Source organism: Aurantimonas aggregata, assembly GCF_010500835.1.
In the GTDB taxonomy this organism is placed as follows: domain Bacteria; phylum Pseudomonadota; class Alphaproteobacteria; order Rhizobiales; family Rhizobiaceae; genus Aurantimonas; species Aurantimonas aggregata.
Genome location: NZ_JAAAMJ010000072.1, coordinates 1 through 1,320, shown reverse-complemented (window position 1 = coordinate 1,320; position 1,320 = coordinate 1). Strand labels below are relative to the sequence as shown.

Sequence of the window (1,320 nt, the reverse complement as noted above, 5' to 3'; positions counted from 1 at the left end):
TGAACCGCACCGGGTTTCCCGGAGGCCATTTGGTTTGAGTCCTACGCGGCGATGGGCATGGCCTCAAGCTGCGCGTAGTAGGCGGCTTCCGCTTCTGCGGGCGGGATGTTTCCGATCGGCTCGAGAAGGCGTCGGTTGTTGAACCAATCGACCCATTCGAGGGTGGCGAACTCGACGGCTTCGAAGGACCGCCAGGGTCCGCGGCGATGGATAACTTCGGTCTTGAAGAGGCCAATCACCGTTTCGGCGAGGGCATTGTCGTAGGAATCTCCGACGCTGCCGACAGACGGTTCGATGCCGGCATCAGCGAGACGCTCGGTGTAGCGGATGCTCACATATTGGCTTCCCCTGTCGGAATGGCAGACGAGCCCGCTGCCTGCGAAGGGCCGTCGCTGATGAAGAGCCTGCTCCAAAGCGTCGAGGACGAACTCCGCTCGTGCCGAGCGCGACACGCGCCAGCCGACAATACGTCGGGCGAAGACATCGATGACGAAGGCGACGTAGACGAAGCCGTTCCAGGTCGCGACATAGGTAAAGTCGGAGACCCAGAGCATGTTCGGCCGCGGCGCCTTGAAGACCCGGTTCACGCGATCGAGCGGGCATGGCGCCGAGGAATCGCTGATCGTGGTGCGGATGGTCTTGCCTCGCACGACGCCCTTCAGACCCATCTGCCGCATCAAGCGCGACACGGTGCAGCGGGCGATATCGAAGCCTTCGCGCTTCATCTGCCGCCAGACTTTCCGCACACCATAGACGCCGAAGTTCTCGGCGAAGACGCGCCCGATCTGCTGGCAAAGTTCGATGTCACGACGCTCGCGGGCCGGCACTCGACTGGGATCGGCCTGCCTGGCGGCGTGCTCGTGATACGTTGACGGGGCGATCGGCAGAACTCGGCAGATCGGCTCGACCCCGTAATCGTCACGGTTCTCGTCGATGAACGCCTTCATCGTCTGAACGGGCGGTCGAGCTCCGCCTGGGCAAAATATGCGCTGGCCTTGCGAAGGATCTCATTGGCCTGGCGAAGTTCACGGACCTCGCGCTCCAGCGACTTGATCCGTTCGCGTTCTTCGCTCGTCGGACCGGCTCGCGAACCCTGATCGCGCTCGGCCTGTCGCAACCAGTTGCGAAGCGTCTCGCCCGAGCAGCCGATCTTCGCAGCGATCGACTGGATCGCGGCCCATTGCGAGCCGTGTTCCTCCCTGTGATCCAAAACCATCCGAACCGCGCGGGCGCGCACCTCGGGACTAAACGGCGGAGTTCTCTTCGTCATGGCTCCAGTCTCTCAAGAGTTGGAGCCTCCGACAAACTCGGGGCGGTTCA

At 63.0% G+C, this 1,320-nt stretch carries 1 protein-coding gene and 1 other annotated feature; the gene reads right to left on the bottom strand.

All coding sequences use genetic code 11. From position 1 onward, the window contains the following. Positions 1-41 precede the first annotated feature (41 nt). Positions 42-1,270, bottom strand: a protein-coding gene (locus tag GTW51_RS23285) for an IS3 family transposase (RefSeq protein WP_163046397.1) whose coding sequence is annotated in 2 segments (ribosomal slippage) — positions 42-982 and positions 982-1,270 — 1,230 coding nt in all. Because the reading frame shifts where the segments join, the coding sequence is not laid out codon by codon here. Beyond that, positions 873-989, bottom strand: a sequence feature (AL1L pseudoknot). It overlaps the preceding gene by 117 nt. Positions 1,271-1,320: the final 50 nt, after the last annotated feature.